This window comes from Pseudomonas sp. MYb193, assembly GCF_002966775.1.
Lineage (GTDB): Bacteria > Pseudomonadota > Gammaproteobacteria > Pseudomonadales > Pseudomonadaceae > Aquipseudomonas > Aquipseudomonas paracarnis.
This window is the reverse complement of sequence record NZ_CP023269.1, coordinates 3,579,739-3,599,882: the sequence shown is the minus strand read 5'-3', so window position 1 is coordinate 3,599,882 and position 20,144 is coordinate 3,579,739. Positions and strand designations below refer to the sequence as shown.

The following is a 20,144-nucleotide window of genomic DNA, read 5'->3' as shown; positions in this document are numbered from 1 at the left end:
CCCGATAGCGGTACATCAGCGATGGACTCGTCTACTGACACACTGCTATCGGGGGCAAGCCCCCTCCCACATTGTTGATTCGTTGCCCATGAAAACAGGGTCAGGCACTCACTCTGGCTTCACTGGCCAACCGCGCAATTGCCATGTCGAGTTCGTCCAGCGCGGCCATGGCCTTGGCGTCATCCTGCTTGAGCAGGGTTTCGGCGCGTTGGCAGGCTGCTCGTAATTGCGGAACACCACAGTAGCGGGTGGCGCCGTGCAAACGGTGCACGCGCTCGATCAAGGCGTGGTTGTCATTGGCTTCGCGGGCGTGGGTAATTGCCAGGCGATCAGCCTCCAGGGAGGCCAGTAGCATGGCGAGCATATCAGCGGCCAAGTCGGCCTTGTTGGCGGCCAGGCGCAGGCCTTCTTCGTGATCGAGTACCAAGAGTTGCACGCCCTGGGACGCGCCTTCGTGGGTACGCTCCGGGCCTTGGTTACGCAGCGCCAGGCCGGTCCATTTCAATACCACCTGGGCCAACTGCCGTTCGCTGATGGGTTTGGTCAAGTAGTCGTCCATGCCGCTTTGCAGCAGAGCGCGTTTTTCGTTGGCCATGGCGTGGGCCGTGAGGGCCACCACCGGCAGCGGCGTGCCGTGGCGCTCGCTTTCCCACTGGCGGATCGCCTCGGTGCTCTGGCGGCCATCCATGCCGGGCATTTGCACGTCCATCAACACCAAATCGAAAGTTTCCTGCTTCACGGCGTCGACGGCCGCGTAACCGCTCTCCACCGCCTGCACCTTGGCGCCCATGTCTTCCAACAGGGTTTGCACCAGCAACAGGTTGGCCGGGTTGTCGTCCACGCACAGTACTCGAGGCGCACGGCTGGACAACGGCTCACCGGGTTCGCTGCGTGAAGGGCGCGGGCTGATCAGGTCGGCCAGGGAGCGGCGCAGCTTGCGGGTACAGGCAGGCTTGGCCTGCAGTTGGCTGTTGGGGTTGGGCACCGATTGGTTGAACAGCATCTGTTCGGTGGTCGGGCACAGCACCAGCACCTTGCAGCCCAGGTGTTCCAGGTCCCACAGGTGTTGATTGAGGCGTTCGGGCGGAATGTCGTTGGCGGTGACGCCGAGCACCGCCAGGCTGATGGCCTGTTCGGTCTGGTGCGCACTGGTGATGCCGTTGGTCAGGCTTTCCAGGGTATTGAACGGCGTGACTTCCAGGCCGCAGTCTTCCAATTGATGTTGCAGGGCCTGGCGCGCCAGTTCGTGGTTTTCCAGCACGGCCACACGACGCCCCAATAGCGGCGCGGCGGGCAGGTCTTCGACGTCGTCACGGGTTTTGGGCAGGTTCAGGCTGATCCAGAATTCCGAACCTTCACCCGGCGTGCTGTCGACGCCGATTTCGCCGCCCATCTGCTCGATCAACCGCTTGGAAATCACCAGGCCCAAACCGGTGCCGCCGGGCTGGCGCGACAGCGAGTTGTCAGCCTGGCTGAATGCCTGGAACAGGGCGCGCACATCCTGGTTGGACAGGCCAATGCCGGTGTCTTGCACACTGATGCGCAATTGCACGCTGTCTTCCTGCTCGTCCTCGATCATTGCCCGGGCCACAATGGTGCCTTCGCGGGTGAACTTGATCGCATTGCTGATCAGGTTGGTCAGGATCTGCTTGAGCCGCAGCGGGTCGCCCACCAATGCCAGGGGCGTGTCGCGGTACACCAGGCTCACCAGTTCGAGCTGCTTGGCATGGGCGGCGGGGGCGAGGATGGTCAAGGTGTCTTGCAGCAAGTCGCGCAGGTTGAAAGGCACGCTGTCGAGCACCAGTTTGCCGGCTTCAATCTTCGAGAAATCGAGGATTTCGTTGATGATGCCCAGCAGGTTATCCGCAGATTTTTCGATAGTGCCCAGGTAATCCAGCTGGCGCGGCGACAATTCGCTTTTTTGCAGCAAGTGAGTAAAACCGAGGATGCCGTTGAGCGGTGTGCGGATCTCATGGCTCATGTTGGCCAGGAACTCCGACTTGATACGGCTGGCTTCCAGGGCTTCCTTGCGTGCCAGGTCCAGCTCGATGTTCTGGATCTCAATGGTTTCCAGGTTCTGGCGCACGTCTTCGGTGGCCTGGTCGATGCTGTGTTGCAGCTCTTCCTGGGCATTTTGCAGGGTTTCGGCCATGCGGTTGATGCCAGACGCGAGCTGGTCCAATTCCTGGCTGCCCAAGGGTGGCAAGCGTGTTTCCAGGTTGCCGTCCTTGAGCTGCGCCACCGCTTGCTTGATCTGGCCAATCGGCGAATTGATGGTACGGCTGATACGCAGGGCGAGGGCGGCGGTGCACATCAGGCCGATGGCGATCAGCAGAAGGCTGGCGAACAGGCTGCGATAGCCGCGCAACAGCATGCCATTGTGGGACAGCTCGACTTCCACCCAACCTAGCAGACGGTCGGCCTCATCGGGAATCAACTCGCCCGCCAGGTTGCGATGGCGGCCAAACACCGGCAGTAGATAGCGGGTGGCGTCGTTGCCGGAACGCTGTAACAGTTGCGAGCTGTTGCCGGTGGGTGGCTGGTTAAGCATGGTCGGGCCGGCGTGGGCCAGGGACGAGCGGTCTGGCGCCAGGAACGACACGGCGCGCACATCCGGCTGTTCCAGGGACTGGGTGGCGATACGCTCCAGCAGGTCGGTGTCCTTGTGGCCCATGGCTGGGGCCACCAGCGGTGCCAATTGCTCGGCGATCATTTCGCCGCGTTGCAGTAGCTGGGTCTGCAACTCCGACAGCTGCATCCAGGTGAAATAGCCGCCCAACAACAGCGCCATCAGGCTGGTCGGTAATAAGGTCAGCAACAGTACGCGGCCTTTTATCCCCATTCTTCTAAGCACGCCACTCTCCTGCTACCACGTTGTTATCAATCATCCACGCCGGCATCCGGCCAGCGCCACCTGCGCAGTGTAGCCATTTGCGCGGCCTGGAATCTTGCAAATTAATGACATGCGGCAATCTTCGGGCCATTCGGCGCCGGGTGGCGATTGCCTGTGAACGGTTAATCTTGAATAATCAGTGATTGAGAATGACTTGCAGACGCTAATGACTCCCGCAGCAGTTGGCCTACCCAGTATCCTGACCATCGAAGATGACCCTGTGTTGGGCGCCTACGTGCACGAGCAACTGGGCCGCAGTGGTTTCCAGGTGACCTGGTGCCAGAACGGCCAGCAGGGCCTGCAACTGGCCCGTGCCCAGGCCTTCGACCTGGTGCTGATGGACATTCTGCTGCCAGGGCTGGACGGCTTGTCGATCCTCACTCACTTGCGCCAGAGCCACGCCATGCCCGTGATCCTGATGTCAGCCCTGGGCGCTGAAGCCGACCGTATCAGCGGTTTTCGCCTGGGCGCGGACGACTATTTACCCAAGCCGTTCAGCATGGTTGAACTGTGCGTGCGTATTGAAGCGATCCTGCGCCGCGTTGCCCTGGATCGCCGGCCCGAGCCGACGCGCGCCCCGGCACTTGAAGATGCCCGGGTGCTGCACTTTGATGATGAACGCTGCGATGTGTCCTGCCAGGACCAGTGGGCCGCGCTCACGCGCAGCGAATACCGCCTGCTGGAAACCCTGCACCGCAACGCCGAAGAAGTCCTCAGCAAAGCCTTCCTGTATCAGCAGGTGTTGCAGCGCGGTTATGCGCCCCACGACCGCAGCCTCGACATGCATGTCAGCCAGATCCGCCGCAAGCTCAAGGCCATCGGTTACAGCGAGTGTGAAGTACGCACCGTATGGGGCAAGGGCTACGTGCTGAGCGGTCACGATGAAGGGCTTTGAGCGACTGCCCGGCAAGCACTCGTTGTTCTGGAAGCTGGCCTGCCTGTTGATCGCCTTCTGTTTGCTGATGATTTGGCTCAGTTGGTCGTGGGGCCGTTACATGGAACAGCAGAGCGCTTACCTGTCCGACAAGTCGCGGGAGATTCTCAATGGCTATGCCGCGGGTGCCGAACTGGCGTGGAGTACGCAAGGCAGCGCGGGCGTAGATGCCTGGCTGCAGCGGATGGCAGAGCGCGAAAGCACTTGGGTAGGGGTGATCGGTAACGACCTGCAGTCCCTGGGCAGCACGCCCTTGAGTGACAAGGAAAGCCAGCGCCTGACGTTTTTGCGTGGATTGGATTGGCCGGTCAGCCGGCATGTCATCGGCTTGCCCTGGATGAAGGTGCCGTTTCCGGTCGACCCTGGCGCAGGGTCGCTGGTGATCGAGCTGCCGCAGCGCTTTATGCCTGGGCGCTATCAACTGTTCTGGCGGGTGGTCACCAATGGTGTGATTCCAGGTCTGTTTACCCTCTTGCTGTGCATCGGCCTTTACCGGCTGTTGATCATGCCCCTCAATCAATTGCGCGAGCAGGCCAATGCCTGGCGTGCGGACCAACTCAATACGAGGATGTCCCTGGATGCCACCAGCCGCCAGGATGAACTGGGCGAGCTGGGCCGCGCCTTTGACCATATGTCCGAACGCTTGCAGGGCACGGTGCGTTTGCAGCAGCAGTTGCTGCGCGATATGTCCCATGAACTGCGCACACCCTTGAGCCGCCTGCGGGTAGCCTGCGACAGCGAGCAAGACCTGGCCAAGCTGCGCGAGCGCCTGGGTCGGGAAATCGACGCCATGCAGCGCCTGGTGGAAGACAGCCTGCAACTGGCCTGGCTCGACAGCGAAACTACACCGTTGCCCCAGGAAGATATTCAGCTCCAGGCCTTGTGGGACATATTGCGCGAGAATGCCTGTTTTGAAAGCGGTTGGTCCGCATCGCGCTTGCCGTGCCTGTTACCCGCGGACAGTTGGGTGCGTGGCAACCTCAATGCACTGGCCCAGGCCTTGGAAAATATCCTGCGCAACGCCATACGCCACTCGCCCCACGAGGGCTGCGTGCAACTCGACGGATGTCGTGAGGGGGAGTATTGGCATGTCTGGCTGCAGGACCAGGGGGCTGGGATTGCTGAGGATGATCTGGAGCGCATCTTCGCGCCCTTTACCCGCCTGGACGGCTCGCGCCCCGGCGATGGCGGTTTCGGCCTGGGCCTGAGCATTGCCCGCAACGCCGTGCAGCGCCAGGGCGGTCGCTTATGGGCGGAAAATACCGGGCAGGGTCTGCGGGTGCATTTGCGTTTGCTGGCCCGTTAGCGCTCAGCGCCGGCGCAGTTTGCGTTTTTTCCACTGGTGCGCCACCCACCAGCGCCAGTACGCCATGGTCAGGCAATAAGCCAAGGCGCCCAATACCACCCCCAATACCACCGAACCCAGCAGGAATGGCTGCCAAAGAGTGCTCAACTGGCCGCTGATCCATTCCCACGTAAGGTTATCGGGCAAGCTGCGTGGCGGCACATTCATCAGCCAGGCGCCGGTCATATAAGTACAAATGAACACCACCGGCATGGTGATGGGGTTGGTCAACCACACCAGGCTGATGGCGATAGGCATATTGCCGCGCACCGAAATCGCCAGGACCGCGGCAAGCAACATCTGTAATGGAATCGGGATAAACGCCGCAAATAAACCCACCGCCATGGCGCGAGCCACTGAGTGCCGGTTCAGGTGCCAGAGGTTGGGGTCATGCAGCAGCGTGCCAAGAAACTGTAATGACTTGTGTTCCCTGATACTGCTGGGATCGGGCATGTACCGTTTGAATAAGCGCCGGGGCATAAGGGGTCCAAGTCAATTCGAGGGGCAAGTATGCCCGGATTCTATAAACAGAAAATTCAGACTTTGTGACAAAACATCATAGGCGCTGTCGTTCAGCCGGCTAAGACTGAGTGGATCACTGGAAAAGGATGATCCATGAAGACAGGGATGTTGGCGTTGGCGCTGGGGTTGCTGGCGTTGCGGTGGTTACCGGTGTTGCCGCCTGGCGCCGGGTTGTTGGCAATGCTGGTGCTGGCCTTGATGCTGTTGCCTTTTCGGTCCTATCCCGTGGCGTTCTTTCTGGTGGGCTTGAGTTGGGCCTGTCTCAGCGCGCAGCGGGCGCTGGATGATCGGCTGCAGCCGGCCCTGGACGGGCAGACTCGCTGGGTGGAGGGGCGTGTGGTGGGCTTGCCTCAGCAGACGGGTACGGGCGTGCGCTTTGAACTGGCCGACGGCCGGTCGCGCAAGGTTCGGCTGCCCAAACGTATCCGCGTGTCCTGGCACGGGGGGCCAGTGGTGAACAGTGGTGAACGCTGGCGTCTGGCGTTGACACTCAAGCGGCCTGCGGGCCTGCTCAATTTCCATGGGGTCGACCATGAAGCCTGGCTGCTGGCCCAGCGTATCGGTGCCACTGCAACGGTAAAAGACGGTGAGCGTCTCGCACCGGCCCGCAATGCCTGGCGCGATGCTGTGCGCCAGCGCCTGATGGCGGTGGATGCCCAAGGCCGCGAGGCGGGCTTGGCGGCGCTGGTATTGGGCGACGGTTCCGGCCTGGCGCCTGAGGATTGGCAGGTGTTGCAGGACACGGGCACGGTACATCTGCTGGTGATTTCCGGGCAGCACATCGGCTTGCTGGCGGGGTTGATCTACGGCTTGGTCGCGATGCTGGCGCGTTATGGTTGCTGGCCCCGAACCTGGCCGTGGCTGCCGTGGGCGTGCGGTCTGGCATTTGGTGCGGCGTTGGGTTATGGGCTGCTGGCCGGGTTCGGCGTGCCGGTGCAACGGGCCTGCATGATGGTCGGCCTGGTGCTGCTGTGGCGTCTGCGTTTGCGCCATTTGGGCGTGTGGTGGCCGTTGCTGCTGGCACTGAACGGCGTGCTGGTACTGGAGCCCTTGGCCAGCCTGCAGGTAGGGTTCTGGTTGTCGTTTGCGGCGGTCGCGGTGTTGCTGTTGGCGTTCGGCGGGCGCCTGGGGCCGTGGAGCGCCTGGCAGGTGTGGACCCGGCCCCAGTGGCTGATTGCCATTGGTTTGTTTCCAGTGTTGCTGGTGCTGGGGTTGCCCATCAGCCTCAGCGCACCTGTGGCCAATCTCCTTGCCGTGCCTTGGATCAGCCTGGTAGTGCTGCCTTTGGCGCTGCTGGGCACGGCGTTGCTGTGGGTGCCGCTGGCTGGGGAGGGGCTGCTGTGGCTGGCCGGCGGTGCGCTGGACGGATTGTTTAAAGGCCTGGGGTTGCTGGCCGCGCAATTGCCGGCCTGGGTACCCGCCGAGGTACCTTTGGGGTATTGGTTGGTTAGCCTGGCTGGCGCGGTGATTTTGTTGCTGCCCAAGGGGTTGCCGTTCCGGGTGCTGGGCTGGCCCATGCTGTTGATGGCTGTATTTGCGCCCAGGGAGTGGGTGCCCCACGGGCAGGTAGATGTGGTGCAACTGGACGTCGGCCAGGGGCAGGCACTGATCCTGCGCACCCGTCATCATACGTTGCTCTACGATGCCGGGCCGCGCTCGGGGCCTGTCGACCTGGGCGCGCGCGTCGTGTTGCCGTCGTTGAAAAAGCTCGGGGTAGCCCAGTTGGACATGATGCTGCTCAGCCATGCTGATGCTGATCACGCGGGGGGTGCGGCGGCGGTGGCTCGGGGGTTGCCCGTCAAGCGTGTGGTGGGCGGTGAAACCGAAGGTTTGCCAGACTTTCTTGCCACCCAACCCTGTACCAGCGGCGAACGATGGGAATGGGAGGGTGTGTCATTTCAATTGTGGCAGTGGGCTGATGGACTTGATGGCAATCCTAGATCTTGTGTGTTGCAGGTTGAGGCCAGTGGAGAACGCCTGCTGCTCACCGGTGACATTGATCGCGCCGCCGAACAGGCTTTTCTGGCCTCTTCGCTGGCGGTTCAGACCGACTGGCTGCAAGCCCCGCACCATGGCAGCCGCAGTTCTTCATCCTGGCCGTTCCTGCAACGGTTGGCGCCCACATCGGTGTTGATTTCCCGCGGGCGCAGCAATACGTTCGGTCATCCCCATCCGCAGGTCCTGGAGCGCTACCACGTGCTGGGCAGCCGGGTTTACGACAGCGCCGAGCAGGGTGCCGTACGCTTGCGCCTGGGGGCGTTTCTGCCACCGATGGTTGCGCGCAGTCAACGCCGTTTTTGGCGCGAACCGTTACCGTAATCGCGTGTTACCAAAGACCCGAGCCGCAACAGGCGGGTGTGTAGCCGACGAACCCCGCTGTCGAACCTATATGATAAAGTGGCGCACTTTTTCGAGGGGGCATTCACTGTGTGGGAATTGGTCAAATCCGGCGGCTGGATGATGTTGCCGATCATTCTGAGTTCCATCGCTGCACTCGGCATCGTTGCCGAACGCCTGTGGACCCTGCGCGCCAGTCGCGTCACCCCCGAGCATCTGCTGGGGCAGGTCTGGGGCTGGATCAAGAACAAGCAGCTCGACAAGCAAAAACTCAAGGAGCTGCGCGCCAATTCGCCGCTGGGTGAAATCCTAGCCGCCGGTCTGGCCAATTCCAAGCATGGTCGTGAGATCATGAAGGAGTGCATCGAAGAGGCGGCCGCCCGGGTCATCCATGAACTGGAACGCTACATCAACGCCCTTGGCACCATCGCCGCCATGGCGCCGCTGCTTGGTTTGCTCGGCACAGTACTCGGCATGATCGATATCTTCAGCTCGTTCACAGGCTCGGGCATGACCACCAACGCAGCGGTCCTGGCCGGGGGGATCTCCAAGGCGTTGATCACCACCGCAGCCGGCCTGATGGTAGGTATCCCTTCGGTGTTCTTCCACCGTTTCCTGCTGCGTCGCATTGATGAGCTGGTGGTCGGCATGGAGCAGGAAGCCATCAAGCTGGTGGAGGTGGTGCAGGGCGACCGTGATGTAGACCTGGTCGAGGGCAAAGCGTGAAATTTCGCCGCAAGCAACGGGAAAATGTTGATATCAACCTCGCGTCGTTGATCGATGTGGTGTTCATCCTGCTGCTGTTTTTTGTCGTGACCACTACCTTCACTCGGGAAACCCAGTTGCGTGTCGACCTGCCTGAAGCGGTGAGTGGCTCGCCTGCCGAAGACCAGCAAGTCAAGCAACTGGACATCGCTATCAGCGCCGAAGGGGTGTTTTCAGTGAATAACCAGTTGCTGGAGAAAAATGACCTTGCCAGCCTGATGGAGGCGTTGCAGAAGGAGTCTGGTGGCGACACCCAGTTGCCGCTGTCCATCAGCGCTGATGGCAAAACCCCGCACCAGGCCGTGATCACCGCCATGGACGCTGCCGGCAAGCTCGGTTTCAGCCATTTGCGCATGACCACCGTCGAGGCGGCGAGCCCGCCCTGATGGCCATCTCCGACCGTTTACTCAAGGCATGGTACGAAGGTCATCCAGCACTAATGTTGCTGCGACCGCTGGAGTCGCTGTATCGCTGCGTGGTTCAACGTAAGCGTGCGCGCTTCGTGGCGGGCGAGGGCGAGATTTATCAGTCGTCTGTGCCAGTGATCGTGGTGGGCAATATTACAGTGGGAGGCACCGGCAAGACGCCTTTGATCCTGTGGTTGATCGAGCACTGCCGACGCAGCGGCTTGCGCGTAGGAGTGGTCAGTCGAGGCTACGGTGCCAAGCCGCCGCAGTTGCCGTGGCGGGTCGAGGCCGGCCACAGTGCCGAGGTGGCCGGTGATGAACCCTTGCTGATCGTGCAGCGCAGCGGTGTACCGCTGATGATCGATCCTGATCGCAGTCGTGCGGTAAAGGCCCTGCTGGCCTGCGAGCCCCTGGACCTGATCCTATCCGATGACGGCCTGCAGCATTATCGTCTGGCCCGCGATCTTGAACTGGTGCTGATCGATGCCGCCCGTGGCCTCGGTAACCGCCGGTGCCTGCCTGCCGGGCCGTTGCGCGAACCGGTGGAGCGCCTGCAGAGTGTGGACGGGGTGCTTTATAACGGTGCCCTTTCAGACCGTGAAGATGGCTTTGCCTTCCGCCTGCAGCCCACAGCGCTGGTCAACCTGCACAGCGGCGAGCGCCAGCCGGTCACCTATTTTCCGAAGGGGCAGCAGGTGCATGCGGTGGCCGGCATAGGCAATCCGCAACGTTTCTTCAATACCCTTGAAACGCTACACTGGCAGGCGCTACCCCATGCTTTTGCCGATCACGCGCCCTACAGCGCCGAGGTCTTGAATTTTACCCCGTCATTGCCGCTGGTCATGACCGAAAAGGACGCGGTGAAGTGCCGCGCCTTTGCCCAGCCCGACTGGTGGTACCTTGCGGTGGATGCGGTACCGTCGCCGGCGTTCGTCGCCTGGTTCGACACGCAGCTGATGCGTCTGTTGCCCAACCGTCTTTTGCCTTAAAACGCTTTTTTCCAGGACACACTCATGGACACCAAACTGCTCGATATCCTTGCTTGCCCGATCTGCAAAGGCCCGCTCAAGCTCAGCGCCGACAAAACCGAGCTCATCAGCAAAGGTGCCGGCCTGGCTTACCCTATCCGCGATGGCATCCCGGTCATGCTCGAAAGCGAAGCCCGCACCCTGACCACCGATGAGCGCCTGGATAAATGACCACCGCCTTTACCGTTGTCATTCCCTCGCGCTATGCCTCGACCCGCCTGCCGGGCAAGCCGCTGCAAATGATCGGCACCAAGCCGATGATCCAGCTGGTGTGGGAGCAAGCGTGCAAGAGCAGCGCCGAACGGGTGGTGGTGGCCACCGATGACCCGCGTATCATCGAGGCGTGCAAAGGCTTTGGTGCCGAAGCTGTCCTGACCCGCGAAGACCATAACTCCGGCACTGATCGCCTGGCCGAAGTCGCCACTCAGCTGGGTCTGGCACCCGACGCGATCGTAGTGAACGTGCAGGGTGACGAGCCATTGATACCGCCGGGGGTCATCGATCAGGTCGCTGCCAACCTCGCGGCCCATGGCGAGGCGCGTATGGCGACCCTGGCCGAACCGATCGAAGACATCGAGACGCTGTTCAACCCGAACGTGGTGAAAGTGGTCAGCGACATCAATGGCCTGGCACTGACGTTCAGTCGCTCCACCTTGCCGTGGGCGCGGGATGCCTTTGCCAGGAATCGCGACGTGTTGCCGGAGGGCGTGCCATATCGCCGCCATATCGGCATCTATGCCTACCGCGCCGGTTTCCTGCACGACTTCGTCAGTTGGGGCCCGTGCTGGCTCGAGAATACCGAGTCCCTGGAACAACTGCGCGCCCTCTGGCACGGCGTGCGTATCCACGTGGGCGATGCGTTGGAAGCACCGCCAGCGGGTGTCGATACCCAGGAAGACCTCGAACGCGTCCGTCGCCTGCTGGGCGCCTGATGGAAGTTCTGTTTGTATGCCTGGGTAATATCTGCCGCTCGCCAACCGCTGAAGGCATCTTGCGCCATAAGTTGCGTGAAGCAGGCTTGGCTGGCCAGGTTGAGGTGGCGTCTGCTGGCACCGGAGAATGGCATATCGGCAACCCGCCGGACCAGCGCAGCCAGCGTGCGGCGCTGGCGCGCGGCTATGACTTGTCGGGCCAGCGTGCCCAGCAGGTTTCCCGTGCTGATTTTGCCCGCTATGACCTGATCCTGGCCATGGACAACAGTAACCTGCGCAACCTTAAAGCCATGCAGCCAGGGCAGGGCAAGGCGGAGCTGGATTTGTTCCTGCGTCGCTTTGATGGCGAAGTGGACGAGGTGCCAGACCCTTACTATGAAGGTGAGCAAGGTTTCGAACGGGTCCTTGACCTGATCGAACGCGCCTGTGACTTATTGGTGATCGAATTGAAGGGGCGGTTATGACCTTGCAAGTGCGTGCGCAGGTATCGCTCAAGCCATTCAACAGCTTTGGCATTGATGTGAGCGCGCAATTATTTGCCGAGGCCCACAGTGATGCTGACGTGCGCGAGGCCATCGCCTATGCCGCCGCACATGCGGTGCCGTTGCTGGTGATCGGTGGCGGCAGCAATTTGCTGCTGACCCAGGACGTTCCGGCGCTGGTGTTGCGTATGGCGACCCAAGGCATTCGTGTGCTGAGCGATGATGGCACGCACGTGGTGGTCGAAGCCGAAGCGGGAGAAGCCTGGCATCCGTTCGTGTTGTGGACGCTTGAACACGGCTTTTGCGGCCTGGAAAACCTCAGCCTGATCCCCGGCACTGTCGGTGCCGCGCCGATGCAGAACATCGGTGCCTATGGCGTAGAGATCAAGGATGTCTTCGCCGGCCTCACTGCCCTGGATCGCCAGACGGGCGAACTGCGGGAATTCAGCCTCGATGAATGCAAGTTCGCCTACCGTGACAGCCTGTTCAAGCACGAAGTCGGGCGTTGGCTGATCCTGCGGGTACGCTTTTCCCTCAGCCGTGCCACTCACCTGAAACTCGACTACGGTCCGGTGCAACAGCGCCTGGTCGCGCAGGGCATCGCCCACGCCACGCCAAGCGATGTGAGCCGTGCGATCTGCAGCATTCGCCGCGAGAAACTGCCAGACCCGGCAGAGCTGGGCAATGCGGGCAGCTTCTTCAAGAACCCACTGGTGTCCCAGGCCCTGGCGGTTGAACTGCAAAGCCAGTATCCGGATCTGGTAGCCTACCCTCAGGCCGACGGCCAAATGAAACTCGCCGCCGGCTGGCTGATCGAGAAGGCAGGTTGGAAGGGTTTCCGGGAGGGCGATGCAGGCGTGCACAAGCTGCAAGCGCTGGTGCTGGTCAACTACGGCTCCGCCACCGGGCAGGAGATCGCCCAGCTGGCGCTACGCATCCAGCAAGATATCTTCAAGCGCTTCAAGGTCGAGTTGGAAATGGAGCCTAATCAGTACTGAGCTTTATCGGGTCTGAAAATGAAAATGCCCCGTATCTTGCGATACGGGGCATTTTTTATAGCGCTTGCTGATCAGTCATCGCGGCTCATGATGCCGAAGATCTGCAACAGGCTGATGAACAGGTTGTAGATCGACACATACAGGCTGATGGTCGCCATGATGTAGTTACGCTCACCTCCGTGGATGATGGCGCTGGTCTGGAACAGGATGCACACCGAGGAAAACAGCACAAAACCCGCGCTGATCGCCAGTTGCAGGCCGCTGATCTGGAAGAACATGCTGGCCACCACCGCCGCCAGCAACACGAAGAAGCCCGCGGTGATGAAGCCACCCAGGAAGCTCATGTCCTTACGGCTGATCAGCACGTAGGCCGACAGACCACCAAACACCAGGGCCGTCATGGCAAACGCCGAACTGACCACTTCCGCACCGCCGGCCATGCCCAGGTAACGGTTGAGGATCGGGCCGAGGATAAAGCCCATGAAACCGGTCAAGGCAAACGCCGACACCAGGCCCCAGGCCGAGTCACGCAGCTTGTTGGTCAGGAAAAACAGACCATAGAAGCCGATCAACACGACAAAGATATTCGGGTAGCCGACGCGCATCTGCTGGGCCACGTAAGCCATCACGCCGCTGAATGCGAGGGTAAGGGCGAGCAAGCCGTAGGTGTTGCGCAACACGCGGCTGACTTCAAGCTGCTCAGCCTGCGCGTTGCCATTCACTGCGTAATTCTGTTCGCGCATGGCGACACTCCTTCAGTTTTGAAACGTTCAGTCGCAAAGATCATAACAGACGCCTTGTAACAAGCGATGCAGAGAGTTTGACAGTGTGTTTCATTCGGGTATTATGGCGCCCGCTGACACGGGATGGGCTACTATAATCCCGTGATGCACAAGGGAAATTGGCAGAGTGGTTGAATGCACCGGTCTTGAAAACCGGCGGACGTTAATAGCGTCTCCAGGGTTCGAATCCCTGGTTTCCCGCCAAGATTTACACAGAAGCCTCGCGAAAGCGGGGCTTTTGCGTTTCTGGGGTTTGGGTGTGCTGATAATCAAATAAACGCTGTTTTTCGCATTCATACCTTGCAAAGACGAACCACCATTCGTCTAACATCCGGCACTCTCCATCCGTTGCTACCTCTCAATCTTAAGCACGGATATCCCGAGCGATACACGGAGAGCCAGTATGGAAATCAACGAGAAAGCCCCAGGCAACATTTCCCAGCAAGCGGTTACTCGTAACACTGATAACGAGACGGGGCATGACCCACGGCGCGATGAGGACAAAATCCCGCTACCCCCGGATGACGAGGCCCCGATCGAGGAGGACATGTCGGATGTAGATGCGGCGGATTCCGTAGCAAGTGAGCACCCCGCTACCTGAAGACCTTCCGATCAATGAAACCCGGCCCAGCGCCGGGTTTTTATTGCGGTTTTCGGCGCATTTAATTAACCGTAATCCTTAAGTATTGGCATCGCATAATTGTGAATGGCTTCACGATGCCTCTATGATCAGCACGCACTGTATTGGATCGCTGAGCCTCAACCCTTTGAAGGACATGAGCATGGAAAAGCATTTCGGTAATTCGGGCCTTTTCAAGAACCCTTCGTATCAAGGCAACGACTCTCACGACGGCTGCAGCACTGCCGACTGGGAACTGAAAAACAGTGCGCTGAATACGAAGGAGTTTTTGATATGTCCAAAGAATTACTCGGAGTTTTTGCTCTAGGGTTGATGGTGGTCGGTGAGTTTTGTGCAATCTACAGTGAGGTGGTGACCGCCAAGTTGGCCCAGGCCGGCAGTGGTTCCTGGGAGGCCTTTGTACTTCCCGTGGTCTTGATGTGTTTTGCCGGGCTTTGCCTGCTGGGCGCCTATTGGCTGGGGTATGTGGTTGTCGGTGATATCTGGATTGTCACGGTAGTCTCGGTCACTTCGTTATTGCTGCTGGAACCTGTGGTGGTCTGGGCGCTGTTTCATGAAGCTCCAGGGCGGGGCGCGTTGATCGGGTTCTGCCTGGGCGCCTTGGGGATGCTTGCGACGGTAGTGCTCTAGCACGCCGGGGAATCAAGTGTCGGGTCAGATCAGCGTCTGTAGTCCTATGCTGATCTGACCCGCACCGCTGCACTTTTTTCCATTTTGCTGATCTACCCCTGTCCCGGCCACCCGACTCCCGCGCGTGGCCCACAGAATCAGACCCGGTGCCGATGGATCGAACGTTAACGGTTTTTACCACCCGATGGCCGCTGTTGCTGGCTGCGATGTTCGCGCTGTGCGCAGTGGGCTGCAGCCAGCAGCAGGGCCGCGATATCGCCAGGCAGTTCAGCGATGGCAAGCCCGATGAATTCTTCCAGACCAGCGTCGATCGCATGGCCACCCTGGGGATGCGTGACAACCTGCAAAGCCTCTACTTGCTGATGAGCAAGCTCTACCTGCGCAACCCCAACCAGTGGCGTCAATCGGGCTATCCGGATGCGGTGACCGCCGCCCGGCAAATCCGTCAGGCCATCGAAAATCGCCAACCCTTGCCCGCACTGGGAGATCGTAGTGACCTGGCTGCCCTGAGTTATTCCTTGAGCCCTGACTTTCGGGGCGACCGCGTCGGCGCGTTCATCTACGCGATTGGCAGCATGCTCGTGACCGCTCACGGCGGGCGTACGCAGTTTTATGTGACCGACTCGATCAACCCGCAGTTTGTCAGCAATGCCGCGCGCAATATCGAAAAGGCCACCTGGCTGCTCAGTCAGCGTCAGGATGCCAATGGCGTGCTGCTGTTGTTTTCCAACGAGATATCAGAGGAGGGCAGTAACCTCAGTTTTGCCGTTGAGTTCGGCAAGATCGTCGCGCGTTTGGACCTGCTTACCCAAATCCTTGATGAGCGTTACCGGCGCATTGGCCTCAATTACGCACAAAGCCTGTTGCTGATGAACTTCCTGCCGGTGCAGTGAGGCCATTGCATGGACCAATCGGTGCGGTGTTTCCCTTTCCGTTGTAGGAAGCGGCCTATCTTGCCTCGCGCTGCTTGAAACGCCTGCCTGCGGGCAATAGCCTCGGATTTTTCTTAAACACGAGGCCCTCCCTTGGGTAAACGAAAAACGGTTTGGCCCACGGATCGCGAAATACGCTTGCGGTTTATCCTCTATGCGGTGATTGACGCCGCGACCGCCCAGGGCGTGTCTGCCGAGTTATTGCTGCCGGCGCATAAGTTATTGCGTGACTCGCCCACGGAAGTCCAGTTGCGCGACACCTTGGGGGAGATTCTCGCCACTGACGAAATGTATGGCTTTCGCTTTCCGCCGGGGTCGGATGCCGATGACCTGATGCGGGCATTGGCAACGCCTGACGGGCAAACCTGATCCATCCTGTTTTTAAAACGCCCCTGTCCGTCATCAAGGAGTGACCTGACGGGCATGCCTGCCTTCCCATCACTGTTCGCGTGGTGGGTTTGGCCCGGCACGTTCCCGGATTCCAAGGACCTGCCCCAATGCTGCTGCGCCACCCCCCGTTTATTTTTGCCGCCTTGACCCTCAGTTCGCTGGTACAGGCTGAAGGCTTGCAATTGGCGCCGGTTGAAGTCACCACGGCTGAGGCCAGCGCCGCAGAAATCGCCCAGGCACAGCTCAAAAGCGTGCCCGGTGGCACCAATTACATCGATATGGATAGCGTGCAACAGGGACGGGTCAGCACCAACGAGGATGTCTTCAAGTACCAGGCCGGTGTGTACGCCAAGACGGCCAATAACGAAGGGGTGAAGGTGTCCATTCGTGGCTCGGGCCTGAACCGCGCCCCCGGTGCCCATGCATCCGGCCTGTATGAAATGTTCGACGGTCTGCCGCTTACCGGCCCAGGCGGCACGCCCTATGAGCTCAAGGACCCGCTGTGGCAAAGCCGGGTAGAGGTGCTGCGTGGCGCCAACGGGTTCGATCAGGGTGCATTGGCCTTGGGCGGTGCGGTCAACTACGTCACCCGCACCGGCTTGGACGCGCCCAAGCTACAGGTGCGCTATGAGGTCGGCAGTCGCGGCTATGCCCAGCGTGAAGTCAGTTCCGGGCAAGTGCTGGGGGACGCCGACTATTACATCAGCCTCACCGATTCGGAGTCCGACGGTTATCAGCACCAAAGCGCTGGTACCGGCAAGGGCATCGCCGCCAACTTCGGCTACCGCTTTAACCCGGACCTGGAAACGCGCTTCTACTTGCGTTATCGCGAAACCACCAACGATTCTCCCGGCAGGCTCACGCGTGACCAGATCAGCCATGATCCGCGTGCCGCCAACAGCCTCAATGCCGCCCGCGATTCAAAGCGCCTGCAACCGGGCTCTACCTGGATTGCCAACAAGACCACCTTGCGGTTGGACGATAACGCTCGGGTCGAGGTCGGGCTGGCCTATCACGATTACCCCATGGACCTGCGCGAAGGCACCAATCGCCTCAAAGTTGCCTACACCGATATCAGCGGCACCCTGAATTACATCCGCCAGGACAGCCTGTTTGGCCACGCCAGCACCACTACCCTCGGCCTGCGTACCACCCAGGCGATGCCGAACAACGGCGCGTCGGAATACGTGCGCATCCCTGCGGGCAATACTGCCATTTATGCCCCCGGCACCAAGACCCGTGACTACAGCTACCTGGGCTCCGATACTGTGCTGCATGTAGGCAACGAGCTGGAACTGGTGGAGGATCTGTGGCTGACCACCGGCCTTGCCGCCATCTATACGCGCCGCGAAACCCAGGTCACTTACCCCGACGGCCAGGCGCCTCTCAGTCAGCATGATTGGGACTACGCGCCGCGCCTTGGCCTGCGTTACGACTTCACCCCGCAGCTGCAGATTTACGGCAACCTGAGCCGCTCGGTGGAGCCACCGCACGCGTGGTCGATGATCTGGGGCTCGAACAAATACTTTGGCCCGGGCAGTGGGGCAGCCACGGGGTTGCAGCGCGAAGGTGTGAAGCTGCGTAATCAGACCGCCACCACCCTGGAAGTCGGCGGGCGCGGTGAAGCCTGGCTCGGCCAATGGGACCTGGCGCTCTATCGCTCGGAAGTTCGCCACGAGCTGCTTTCCGTGGAGACCCAGGCCCAGACTGCCACCAGCAACGCTATCATCGCCGAATCCAACGCCAGCCCCACCGTGCACCAGGGCGTGGAACTGAGCCTGCTCAGCCCGCTGTGGGACGGCGGCGGCAGCGGTAAGCTCGAGCTGCGCCAGGCCTACACCTTCAGCGACTTCCACTACCGCGACGACGAGCGTTTCGGCGACAACGCCTTGCCCGGCATTCCCAAGCACTATTACCAGGCGCAACTGCGCTACAGCCACCCGACGGGTTTCTACACCAGCCTCAATACCGAGCATGCATCACGGGTAGCGGTGGACTACGCCAATTCCTACTACGCGGCGGCCTACACCACCCTCGGCGCCACTTTCGGCTACGACGCGCCCAAGCAGGACTGGCAAGCCTGGGTCGACCTGCGCAACCTCACCAACCGCCGTTACGCCAACACCGTCACGCCGGGCTACGACGACAAAGGCATGGACGCTGCACGCTCCACCCCCGCTGATGGGCGGGGTATCTACACCGGCGTTTCCTGGAGCTGGCGTTAAATCAGCCTTCGTGTTGGCGCAGGCGCTTGTACAGGGTGTTGCGACTCACCCCCAGCTCTCGCGCCAGGTGGGAAATATTCCCGCCCACGGCTTCCAGGCGCTGGCTCAGGTCGAGACTTTCATCCAGGTGTTCAGGTTTAGGCAGCGGCACTGTCGCCTGCAAATCCACAAAAAAATCATCGGGCAGGTGCTCTGCGCGGATCGGCTGCTCTTCGGCCATTGCCAGCGCCACCTGCAACACGCTGCTCACTTGGCGTAAATTCCCCGGCCACGGGTGTTGCTCGAATAGCCTCAGCACTTCGGCGCTCAGCCCGGCCCATTGCGTCGGCTCGCGGTGTTGTTGCCACAGTTGCTGGAACAGCGCCTGCTTGTCGGTACGCTCGCGCAACGGCGGCAATTCCAGGGTCAGGCCGCCGATGCGGTAGTACAAGTCCTCGCGAAAGCGCCCGGCCTGCACCAGCTCGCGCAGTGCGCGGTTGGTTGCCGAGATGATGCGCAAGTCCACCGGGAACACCTCGCTACTGCCCACCGGCTGAACACAGCGCTCCTGCAATACCCGTAACAGGCGGGCCTGGGTGGGCAGCGGCATATCACCGATTTCGTCGAGAAACAGCGTGCCCTTGTCCGCCTTGCGGATCAGGCCGATGCTGCCTTTTTGGTTGGCGCCGGTGAAGGCGCCTTTTTCGTAGCCGAACAGTTCCGATTCCACCAGTTCTGCGGGAATCGCCGCACAGTTCACTGCGATTAACGCCTGCCGGCTGCGGGAACTGGCCTGGTGCAGGGCTTTGACGAACACCTCTTTGCCCACGCCGGTCTCGCCGTGAATCAACAACGGAATGTCCTTTTCCAGCAGGCGCTCGGCCTGGCGCACGGCTTTTTCCACGCGCACATCGCCAAAATGCAGGGTTTGGAGGTTGATCGAGGTCGGTGCTGGCGGCTGCGGTTGGCTGAACACCCGGGCCTGCACCGGCATCTGCCTGGGGCGCTTCAACAGGCACTGGAACCGATTGCGTCCCGCCGCTTGCAACGCAAAGGGCAGCCCTTCCGGCTGGTTGAGCAACTCCAGCAGCGACACCTTGAACAGACTGTCGATCATCACCCGCGAGAGGCTGATGCCCAGCAGGTTATCCGCACGCCGATTGGCCGAGAGCACCTGGCCGCTTTCATCAAAGATCAGCAGGCCGGCCCATTGGCTGTCGAGGTTGCTCAGGCCGGTGTTGAAGGTAAGTTGGAAATGTTCGCCGCGAAAGAGGTTGAGGATCAGCCGGTTTTCCACGGTTTGGCTCATCATCTTGACCATGCCCAGGGTGTGGGAGGGCGGCAGGTAACTGTCGCTGGACACGTCCAGTACCGCGATGATTTCGCGCTGGGCGTCGAAAATCGGTGCCGCGGAACCGGTCATGAAGCGGTTGGCCTTGAGGAAGTGTTCATCGTGCTCAATATGCACGGCCTGGGCGCAGGCCAGCGCTGTGCCGATGGCGTTGGTGCCACTGGCGCGTTCCATCCAACTGGCGCCGGGGCTGAAGCCACGGGCCAGCGTGGGTTCGATAAACCGCTGGGTGCCCCACGAGGTCAGCACCTGGCCCTGATTGTCGGCCAGCATGATCAGGCAATTGGAATTGCTGAGGATGTTCTCGTAGTAGGGCAATACTTCCTGGTGGGTGGTCTGCACCAGGGAATGCTGGCTTTCCAGGAGCTGGCGAATGCCTTCGGCGGGCAGTTGGTCAAAGCTGGGGGCGCTCTGGTGGTCCAGGCCGTAGGCGCGGCAACGGCGCCAGGATTCCTGGATAAGGGTGTCGTGGGTCAAGGGTTCGGCCATCGTGCGACCTTCTTTATTATTGTTGTCGGGTCTTGCGCCATCTAACGTCGGACATCGAACAATGTGGGAGCGGGCAAGCCCGC

The 20,144-nt window shown here is 60.8% G+C and carries 19 protein-coding genes and 1 tRNA gene; 16 read left to right on the top strand and 4 right to left on the bottom strand.

The genetic code is table 11. The features are described 5' to 3' along the window. Positions 1-100: 100 nt before the first annotated feature. Complete coding sequence (locus CLM72_RS16230) at positions 101-2,854, bottom strand: response regulator (protein WP_105227146.1); 2,754 nt, start codon at positions 2,852-2,854, stop codon at positions 101-103. A gap of 205 nt (positions 2,855-3,059) precedes the next feature. Between CLM72_RS16230 and CLM72_RS16225 the strand changes: the two genes are divergently transcribed. Continuing rightward, positions 3,060-3,788, top strand: a complete 729-nt coding sequence (locus CLM72_RS16225) for a response regulator transcription factor (RefSeq protein ID WP_105227145.1) — start codon at positions 3,060-3,062, stop codon at positions 3,786-3,788. After that, positions 3,775-5,133, top strand: coding sequence for a sensor histidine kinase (locus CLM72_RS16220; RefSeq protein ID WP_105227144.1), 1,359 nt, complete (start codon positions 3,775-3,777; stop codon positions 5,131-5,133). The genes CLM72_RS16225 and CLM72_RS16220 overlap by 14 nt, the downstream gene beginning before the upstream one ends. Positions 5,134-5,136: 3 nt before the next feature. Here CLM72_RS16220 and CLM72_RS16215 read toward each other — a convergent pair whose 3' ends face one another. Next, positions 5,137-5,652 (bottom strand): DUF2062 domain-containing protein, encoded by a 516-nt coding sequence (locus CLM72_RS16215; RefSeq protein ID WP_003192045.1) that lies wholly within the window; start codon positions 5,650-5,652, stop codon positions 5,137-5,139. 135 nt (positions 5,653-5,787) lie between these two features. Between CLM72_RS16215 and CLM72_RS16210 the strand changes: the two genes are divergently transcribed. From CLM72_RS16210 to murB, 8 genes are all read left to right on the top strand, one after another. After that, entirely contained in the window at positions 5,788-8,013 is a 2,226-nt protein-coding gene (locus CLM72_RS16210) for a DNA internalization-related competence protein ComEC/Rec2 (protein WP_236304381.1), read from the top strand. 108 nt (positions 8,014-8,121) lie between these two features. After that, a complete protein-coding gene (locus CLM72_RS16205) occupies positions 8,122-8,757 on the top strand; it encodes a MotA/TolQ/ExbB proton channel family protein (RefSeq protein WP_034128146.1) in 636 nt (211 codons plus the stop codon). After that, on the top strand, positions 8,754-9,182 hold the full coding sequence (locus CLM72_RS16200) for a biopolymer transporter ExbD (RefSeq protein WP_014718877.1): 429 nt from the start codon (positions 8,754-8,756) through the stop codon (positions 9,180-9,182). Before CLM72_RS16205 ends, CLM72_RS16200 begins: the two co-directional genes overlap by 4 nt. Further along, positions 9,182-10,192 (top strand): tetraacyldisaccharide 4'-kinase, encoded by a 1,011-nt coding sequence (lpxK, locus tag CLM72_RS16195; RefSeq protein ID WP_105227142.1) that lies wholly within the window; start codon positions 9,182-9,184, stop codon positions 10,190-10,192. Before CLM72_RS16200 ends, lpxK begins: the two co-directional genes overlap by 1 nt. A 24-nt stretch (positions 10,193-10,216) precedes the next feature. Beyond that, a complete protein-coding gene (locus CLM72_RS16190) occupies positions 10,217-10,402 on the top strand; it encodes a Trm112 family protein (RefSeq protein ID WP_003174668.1) in 186 nt (61 codons plus the stop codon). Then, the gene (kdsB, locus tag CLM72_RS16185) at positions 10,399-11,163 is read left to right on the top strand and encodes a 3-deoxy-manno-octulosonate cytidylyltransferase (RefSeq protein WP_105227141.1); all 765 of its coding nucleotides are present in this window, start codon (positions 10,399-10,401) and stop codon (positions 11,161-11,163) included. Before CLM72_RS16190 ends, kdsB begins: the two co-directional genes overlap by 4 nt. Then, on the top strand, positions 11,163-11,627 hold the full coding sequence (locus CLM72_RS16180; RefSeq protein WP_054917236.1) for a low molecular weight protein-tyrosine-phosphatase: 465 nt from the start codon (positions 11,163-11,165) through the stop codon (positions 11,625-11,627). The genes kdsB and CLM72_RS16180 overlap by 1 nt, the downstream gene beginning before the upstream one ends. Then, the gene (gene murB, locus CLM72_RS16175; protein ID WP_105227140.1) at positions 11,624-12,643 is read left to right on the top strand and encodes a UDP-N-acetylmuramate dehydrogenase; all 1,020 of its coding nucleotides are present in this window, start codon (positions 11,624-11,626) and stop codon (positions 12,641-12,643) included. Before CLM72_RS16180 ends, murB begins: the two co-directional genes overlap by 4 nt. 71 nt (positions 12,644-12,714) lie before the next feature. Here murB and CLM72_RS16170 read toward each other — a convergent pair whose 3' ends face one another. Further along, positions 12,715-13,386, bottom strand: a complete 672-nt coding sequence (locus tag CLM72_RS16170) for a Bax inhibitor-1/YccA family protein (RefSeq protein WP_003192030.1) — start codon at positions 13,384-13,386, stop codon at positions 12,715-12,717. 152 nt (positions 13,387-13,538) lie between these two features. Here CLM72_RS16170 and CLM72_RS16165 point away from each other — a divergent pair. From CLM72_RS16165 to CLM72_RS16135, 6 genes are all read left to right on the top strand, one after another. Continuing rightward, positions 13,539-13,629: transfer RNA gene (locus tag CLM72_RS16165), tRNA-Ser, on the top strand. A gap of 199 nt (positions 13,630-13,828) precedes the next feature. Further along, positions 13,829-14,026 carry a hypothetical protein gene (locus CLM72_RS16160; protein ID WP_105227139.1) on the top strand — a complete coding sequence of 66 codons (198 nt, stop codon included), beginning with the start codon at positions 13,829-13,831 and terminating at the stop codon, positions 14,024-14,026. A gap of 351 nt (positions 14,027-14,377) precedes the next feature. Continuing rightward, positions 14,378-14,695 carry a hypothetical protein gene (locus tag CLM72_RS16150; protein ID WP_003192026.1) on the top strand — a complete coding sequence of 106 codons (318 nt, stop codon included), beginning with the start codon at positions 14,378-14,380 and terminating at the stop codon, positions 14,693-14,695. A gap of 152 nt (positions 14,696-14,847) precedes the next feature. Beyond that, the gene (locus tag CLM72_RS16145; protein ID WP_105227137.1) at positions 14,848-15,588 is read left to right on the top strand and encodes a hypothetical protein; all 741 of its coding nucleotides are present in this window, start codon (positions 14,848-14,850) and stop codon (positions 15,586-15,588) included. 132 nt (positions 15,589-15,720) lie between these two features. Further along, positions 15,721-15,996, top strand: coding sequence for a hypothetical protein (locus CLM72_RS16140; RefSeq protein WP_054917154.1), 276 nt, complete (start codon positions 15,721-15,723; stop codon positions 15,994-15,996). A gap of 128 nt (positions 15,997-16,124) precedes the next feature. Next, positions 16,125-18,242, top strand: coding sequence for a TonB-dependent receptor domain-containing protein (locus CLM72_RS16135; RefSeq protein WP_105227136.1), 2,118 nt, complete (start codon positions 16,125-16,127; stop codon positions 18,240-18,242). A gap of 1 nt (position 18,243) precedes the next feature. On the opposite strand, the gene CLM72_RS16130 is transcribed toward CLM72_RS16135, so the two are convergent. Next, positions 18,244-20,061 (bottom strand): sigma-54-dependent Fis family transcriptional regulator, encoded by a 1,818-nt coding sequence (locus CLM72_RS16130; RefSeq protein ID WP_105227135.1) that lies wholly within the window; start codon positions 20,059-20,061, stop codon positions 18,244-18,246. Positions 20,062-20,144 lie beyond the last annotated feature (83 nt).